Origin of the sequence: Ensifer sp. Root954, from assembly GCF_001429005.1 — a bacterium.
Lineage (GTDB): Bacteria > Pseudomonadota > Alphaproteobacteria > Rhizobiales > Rhizobiaceae > Ensifer > Ensifer adhaerens.
Map to the genome: position 1 here is coordinate 325,272 of NZ_LMJM01000025.1, position 6,351 is coordinate 331,622.

At 65.8% G+C, this 6,351-nt stretch carries 6 protein-coding genes; 1 reads left to right on the forward strand and 5 read right to left on the reverse strand.

Features of this window, described 5'->3' with window-relative positions; genetic code table 11:
• Positions 1–87: 87 nt before the first annotated feature.
• The 5 genes from ASE71_RS20840 to ASE71_RS20860 all read right to left on the reverse strand — a co-directional run bounded on the left by ASE71_RS20840 (position 88) and on the right by ASE71_RS20860 (position 5,078).
• Complete coding sequence (locus ASE71_RS20840) at positions 88–513, reverse strand: hypothetical protein (RefSeq protein ID WP_060516020.1); 426 nt, start codon at positions 511–513, stop codon at positions 88–90.
• Between the two features lie 105 nt (positions 514–618).
• On the reverse strand, positions 619–900 hold the full coding sequence (locus ASE71_RS20845) for a hypothetical protein (RefSeq protein WP_060516021.1): 282 nt from the start codon (positions 898–900) through the stop codon (positions 619–621).
• A 92-nt stretch (positions 901–992) separates the two neighbouring features.
• A complete protein-coding gene (locus ASE71_RS20850) occupies positions 993–2,936 on the reverse strand; it encodes a MacB family efflux pump subunit (RefSeq protein ID WP_060516022.1) in 1,944 nt (647 codons plus the stop codon).
• A 19-nt stretch (positions 2,937–2,955) separates the two neighbouring features.
• Positions 2,956–4,293, reverse strand: a complete 1,338-nt coding sequence (locus ASE71_RS20855) for an efflux RND transporter periplasmic adaptor subunit (protein WP_060516023.1) — start codon at positions 4,291–4,293, stop codon at positions 2,956–2,958.
• A 176-nt stretch (positions 4,294–4,469) separates the two neighbouring features.
• Positions 4,470–5,078, reverse strand: a complete 609-nt coding sequence (locus ASE71_RS20860) for a cysteine hydrolase family protein (RefSeq protein ID WP_060516024.1) — start codon at positions 5,076–5,078, stop codon at positions 4,470–4,472.
• Positions 5,079–5,258: 180 nt separating this feature from the next.
• On the opposite strand from ASE71_RS20860, the gene ASE71_RS20865 reads away from it, so the two are divergent.
• Positions 5,259–6,107 carry a LysR family transcriptional regulator gene (locus ASE71_RS20865; RefSeq protein ID WP_060516025.1) on the forward strand — a complete coding sequence of 283 codons (849 nt, stop codon included), beginning with the start codon at positions 5,259–5,261 and terminating at the stop codon, positions 6,105–6,107.
• The last annotated feature ends 244 nt before the right edge of the window (positions 6,108–6,351 follow it).

Here is a 6,351-nt window from a genome sequence, read left to right on the forward strand (position 1 = left end):
TCGCAAGGCCTTACGCCTCAAACGGCCTGCATGCCGCCCGCTCTCTCATTCTTTCACCGGAGTGCTTGGCGCGCTGACGTTCCGCTGTCAGCCCATGGCGGCCGGCTGCTGCTCTATGCGGCGGCCATAGCGCCAGACGCCGAGCCAGCCGAAATAGTTGAGAAGGAGCAGGAACAGCAAACCGAGGGAGGCCGACAGCAGGCCTTCGTCTCCGGGCTGGGGGCTGGAAATGAGCGTGACGAGATCCCAGGCATCGGCCATCAACGTATAGAGACACCAGCAGGCGAGAACCCAGCTGAATGGCCGCCAAAATGACAAGGGCGGGACCCTCAGGCCGAAGGCATGGGCAAAGACGCCTATCATGGCAGCAAATTCCACGGCCAGGCCCGCATAGAACAGGGCTCGGTCGGCGGACGACAGCTGCACCGCGATTTCAGGGGGTAGCGTGACGAAAGCCGATGACAGCATGAAAATGAAAAGCAGCCCATAGAGAACTGCAAACGCCTTCCACATCGCGACGCCTATCTCCCAACCAGAATGCTTCGTCCGTCCTCAGAAGGAACGGGGTTTTGCCGCAGGATCCGCACCAGCCTGGAATAGATCCTGCAACGCTTGCCTCTACCGCGCTTGCGCCGGTTGCTGCGCCATGCGCCGTCCATAGCGCCAGACGCCGAGCCAGCTGAAATAGTTGAGAGCCAGGCCGAGCACCAGCCAGATGAGGTTCGTGACGCCCACGTCGCTTCCGGCCGGGATGGTGGCGAACGCCATCACGAAGGCCACGGAAGCCAGGCCAAGGCCGATAGTCGACATCGGCACTGACCGGCCCGCCATGATGTAGCCGCCAAGCAGGACGCCGAACGTCGCCAACAGGCAGTAAAAAACAGCAAACGCCTTCCACATCGCGAATTATCCCCCAAGCATGCAATGCCTGCCATCTTGGGGCGTGTCGCGACACGTGTCTATCGTCTGGCGGGCAGGAGCGTGGCTTTTGCCTAATCCGCGCTCAGCGCCACCGCCGGCTGCAGGCGCGAGGCGTTGCGGGCGGGCAGGAAGCCGAAGACGAGGCCGGTCAGGAAGGCGCAGGCAAAGGCGAGCGCGACCGGGCCGAAGGTGAAGGAAACGGGCATGCCGAACTGGCCGGCAAGCGCGCCGGTGCCAAGCCCGAGCGCCACACCGAGCGTGCCGCCGATCAAGGAGACGACCAGCGCCTCGATGATGAATTGCAGGAGAATGTCGCGCTGGCGGGCGCCGGTCGCCATGCGCACGCCGATTTCGCGGGTACGCTCGCTGACAGAAACCAGCATGATGTTCATCACGCCGATGCCGCCAACGAGCAGCGAGATCGCGGCGACCGAGGCGAGGAACAGTTTCAGCGTGTTCGAGGTCTCGGTGAAGGCCTCGCGCACGGAGGACATGTTGGTGATCTGCGTGTCCTGGCGCTTGTGGCGCTGGTCGAGCAGCGCCTGGATCGTCTGCTGCGTGATGTCGATCGCCGAACCGTCCTTCACCTGAACGGTGATGGTTCGGATGTTGCGCTGGCCGAAGAGGCGGATGCTGCCGGTCGAAAGCGGCACCAGCACCACGTCGTCCTGGTCGTTGCCGAAGGAGGTAGCGCCCATTTCCGCCATCACGCCGATCACCTGGAAGGGGATCTTGTTGACCAGCACATATTGCCCGATCGGGTTGTCGCCGTCGGGAAAGAGCGTTTTCACGACCGTCTGGCCGAGTACGGCCACAGGTGCGTAGGTGTCCATGTCATTCTGGTTGATGAACTCGCCCTTTGCCATCTTCCAGGATTTGGCGGTGGTAAACTGCGGTACGGTGCCGTTGGCGGTGGTCTGATAGTCGACATTGCCGCGGCGAAGCGTGACGGAGCTCGTCATCTCCGGCACGGCGAAGGCGACATTCGGCACCTCCAGGATCGCGTCCGCGTCCGCGGGCACCAGCGTCACGTTGCTGCCGCCCGCGCTGCCGCGAAAATTCGCCATGCTCGGCCGCACCACCAGCAGGTCCGAGCCCATCGACGAGATGCGGCTCAGAACAGAATCCTGCGCGCCGGTGCCGATCGCGAGCATCGCGACGACCGAGCCGACGCCGATGACGATGCCGAGCAGGGTCAGGATGGTGCGGAACAGATTGGCCTTCAGGGCCCGGAACGCCATCTTCACCGCTTCGGTGACGTCGGCGATCGCGGCCGAGCCTTCGCTGACATGGCGGGCGAGGGCGGCCGCCCCTTCGGCGTTGACGCGGGCTTTCTTGGCGCGGTCGGCGACGATGCGGCCGTCATGGATCTCGATCAGCCGGTCGGCCTGTTCGGCGACCTCGCGCGAGTGGGTGATGACGATCACCGTGTGGCCCTGCTCGTTCATGTCGCGCAACAGCGCCATCACATCCGAGCCGCTCTGGCTGTCGAGCGCGCCGGTCGGCTCGTCGGCCAGGATCACCCGGCCGCCGTTCATCAGCGCGCGGGCGATGGAGACGCGTTGCTGCTGGCCGCCCGACAGCTGGCCCGGCCGGTGGTCGAGGCGCTCGCCGAGCTTCAGCGCTTCAAGCAGCGCCTCGGCGCGGTCGTGCCGGTCGCGGGCGGACATGCCGGCGTAGACGGCCGGTACCTCGACATTTTCCTTGGCGCTTGCTGTCGGGATGAGGTTGTAGCTTTGGAAGACGAAGCCGAAGGTGCGGCGGCGAAGGGCCGCGAGCTCGTCACTGTCGAGGGTAGCGACGCTCTCGCCATCGATCAGGTAGTCGCCGCCGGTCGGCTGGTCGAGGCAGCCGAGTATGTTCATCAGCGTCGACTTGCCGGAACCCGACTGGCCGACGATCGCCACGAACTCGCCCGCCTCGATATCGAGCGACAGGCCGTGCAGGACCTCGACGGCGAGGTCGCCGTTGAAATAGGTCTTGCTGACGTGCCTGAGTGAGAGAAGCGGGGTCATGGCCACTATCGAGCTTGGATCAGAACATCGGCGGCATGCGCATGCCGCGCTGGTTTCGGTTGTCGCGGGCGTTGCCGCTCCCTGTCGATCCGGTGCTGACGACCACCTTCTCGCCCTCCTGGAGGCCGCTTCTGATCTCGGCGCTGACGCGGTTGCGAATGCCGACTTCGACGTCGCGGGTTTCGAGCGCGCCGGAAGCCGCAACCACGGTCACCTGCGCCTTGTGGGGCTCGCTTCCGGTTCCGTTTCTCTGGCCGTCACGCCGGCCGTTACCTTGGCCGGCTGCATCGCCGCTGCCCTTGCCCGGATGGCTCAAGGCGCCGCTCGGCACGATCAGTACATTCTTGGCGGCGGCTTGCACGAAGAACACCTGGGCGCTCATCGACATCATCAGTTCGCCTTCGGGATTGGGCACGTCGAACAGTGCGTAATAGAGCACGACGTTGTTGGCCGTGTCCGGCATCGGCTGGATCTGGCGAAGCTTGCCGGCAAAATGTTTGCCGGGCTGGCCGAGCAGGGTGAAATAGGCATCCATGCCGACCTTCAGCCGGGTGACGTCTGCTTCCGACACCTGCGCCTTGACGGTCATGGTCGAGAGGTCAGCGATGGTGACGATGGTCGGCGTCGTCTGGTTGGCGTTCAGCGTCTGGCCGGCCTTGGCCGGGTTGGCGACGATGGTGCCCGAGATCGGCGCGTAGATCTTGGTGTAGCCGAGATCGACCTTGTCGCCGGCAAGGGTCGCCTGCTGCTTGCGGATCTGCGCCTCGATGGCGTTGACGTCGGCCTCGGCGGCGGCGAGATCGGCAATCGCCTGGTCGAGCGTCGATTGCGCCACGCTCCGGGTTTCGACGAGATTGCGCTGGCGGTCGATATTGGCCTGCTTGAGGACGAGCTGCGCCCTCTTGGAAATGAGCTGGGCCTGAAGGTTGGCAAGCTCCGCCTGGTCGATCTCTATGCGGTTCTCGATGGTGGCCGGATCGATCTCGGCGACGAGCTGGTCTTGCGTGACCGTGTCGCCGATCGCCACATGCAGCGCCTTCAACTGGCCGGAGACCTGGGCGCCGGCATCGACGGAATTGACCGCGTCGAGCGTACCGACGGCGGTCACGCTGTTTTCGATGTCGCCGCGGGTCACCACCTCGGTCACCATTGCGGTCGAGGCCGGGTTCTCTCCATAGCGCGTCCAGCCGTAATAGCCGGCGCCGGCGACGGCGAGGATGACGGGCAGCCACAGCCAGGCTCGCGAGCGGCGCCTGCGCTTCACCGTCTTCACCGCACCGGGAATGAAGGTGACGTTGGGCGCCGCATCGTCGCGGGGCGTGGTGTCGGCTCGCGCCGTCTTGGCTGTCTTGTTCATCGCTTGCGCCTAACCGGCATCGCCGATGCCAAAATGGATAGGTTCAAAAATAGAAGCGAATGGACCCGGCGAAAAGCATTGAGATCATTATATTTTCGTAATCTTCGCCATCTGCATGGCAAGAGAAAGGCGCCCGCGGCTGCGGACGCCCGTTTTCGAAGGGAACGACGGGTCTCTCAGCTGCGTGCCGCAATCAGCGCGGCGACATTGACGACCGCGCCGTGGTGGTCGGCAAGGCCGGCAAGTTCGGCCTCATGCAGGGCACGGGCGGAGATGGTGCCGCTTGCCGATGGCAGGTCGCGTGTGGTGCAGGCATCGGCTGCGATGGTGATGCCGTAGCCGAGATCCTTGGCCGCGCGGGCCGTCGACGACACGCAATTGTGGGTCATGAAGCCGGCGAAGATCACCGGCGTGCCGGCCGGGCCAATGATTTCGGCAAGGTTGGTGTCCGAAAAGCCGTTGGGCCGGATCTTCTCGACCACCGCTTCGCCGGCGATTGGCGTCAGCGCATCGACGATCGCGCCGCGGTGCGCCCCCCGGTCGAACATGCCGCCGGCGGCCCCCTTATGAGCGACGTGGATGATCTTCGCGCCGGCGGCGCGAGCGGCGACCAGCAACTGCCGCGCCTTTTCGATCGCCGCTTCCGGCTCGACCAGGCGCACGGGGCCGGCCAGATATTCGTTCTGGTAGTCGATCAGCACCAGCGTCGCTTCGCCAAGCGGCGGCGGGGCGAGCGTGACGCCGGCAAGAGTGAAAAGGGTTGCTGCGGGCGCGGAATCGGACATGGGAAGGCTCCTTGTTTGTGCGGACGGTGCAGGGTGTTTGGGTGGAAGGCAGCCCTGGCCGGGCGGTGGTTTTCGGGGCCGTAGCCCTGGCGTTGGTTCGTCGAAGCGGTCGGTCTATGGGCTTGATCTTAGCGGCTGCGTTGGCGCAGAGTGATCCGAATTTTTCGGAGGACTATCTGCATGAATGCAGGGGGATGGGCGGATCTCGAACTGCTCGATCATCTGGTGCGCGGTGCGACGCTCAGCCAGGCGGCGCGCTCGCTTGGTGTCGACCAGACCACGGTGTCGCGCCGGCTTGCGGCGCTGGAGCGGCGGGTGGGGGCGGCGCTGTTCGACCGCATCGACGGCCGGCTGACGCCGACGCCGGTGCTTTCCCCCGTCGTCGAGCGGCTCCGGACGATCTCGGAGGAGGCGTCGCTGTCGCTGGCGACGCTGCTGCGGCGCACGGCGGAACTGCAGGGCCAGGTACGGGTGACCAGCATCGGCTTCGTCTTGAGCGCCATCCTGGCGCCGGCGCTTGCCCGCCTCGAACAGCGCCATCCGGGCCTCACCCTCGATCTCGTTGCCGACAACCAGATGCTGAGCATCGAGCGGCGCGAGGCCGACATCGCCATCCGCATGGCGCGCACCGGCGAAGACAGCGTGCGGGTGAAGAGCCTCGGCACGCTGCGTTTCCGCCTGTTCCGGCCGAGGGGGCAGGGAGAAGGCCCATGCCCGGTCGTGCGCTACGGCCCGGCACTCGCCCATGTGCCGGAGATGCAGGCGCTTGACCGGCTCAGACCGGATGCCCGCGTGGCGCTGACGGCCGACAAGCTGGAGATCCTGATGGAGGCGGCCCTTTCGCTCGGCGCCGAACTGATGCTGCCGGAGGTTTCGGCCTCACGCGATCCGCGTTTCGAGGCGGTGGACGAACCGGGGGCGGCCGCCGAGCGCCCGGTCTATCTGATGATGCACCCGGAACGGGCGCGCGTGCCGAGCGTGGCGGCGGTCGCGGCTTTCATCGAAGAGGCGGCTCGGGGGTGGAAATAGGCGGATGCCTTTGGCGCGATCCGTGGCGCCGTTCCGCAAGGGCGGAGATCTGCCCCTCACCCAACCCTCTCTCTGCCAAGCGGGGCGTGGGGACGACGGCGGCGTCCTCACGTGAGGCTGTCGGCGAAAGCGTCCGTGCTCTAAGGGCACATCCACAGGGAAATCTCAAGCGCGAGTGTCGAGGCGAGCGGGTACCGCACGCGTCCTTCGCCCCGCCTGCGGGGAGAAGGTGCCGGCAGGCGGG

Bases quoted from the DNA above. Each gene is read 5' to 3' on its own strand.
- ASE71_RS20840 (WP_060516020.1), bottom strand. From the start codon at position 513: ATGTGGAAGGCGTTTGCAGTTCTCTATGGGCTGCTTTTCATTTTCATG.
- ASE71_RS20845 (WP_060516021.1), bottom strand. From the start codon at position 900: ATGTGGAAGGCGTTTGCTGTTTTTTACTGCCTGTTGGCGACGTTCGGC.
- ASE71_RS20850 (WP_060516022.1), bottom strand. From the start codon at position 2,936: ATGACCCCGCTTCTCTCACTCAGGCACGTCAGCAAGACCTATTTCAAC.
- ASE71_RS20855 (WP_060516023.1), bottom strand. From the start codon at position 4,293: ATGAACAAGACAGCCAAGACGGCGCGAGCCGACACCACGCCCCGCGAC.
- ASE71_RS20860 (WP_060516024.1), bottom strand. From the start codon at position 5,078: ATGTCCGATTCCGCGCCCGCAGCAACCCTTTTCACTCTTGCCGGCGTC.
- ASE71_RS20865 (WP_060516025.1), top strand. From the start codon at position 5,259: ATGAATGCAGGGGGATGGGCGGATCTCGAACTGCTCGATCATCTGGTG.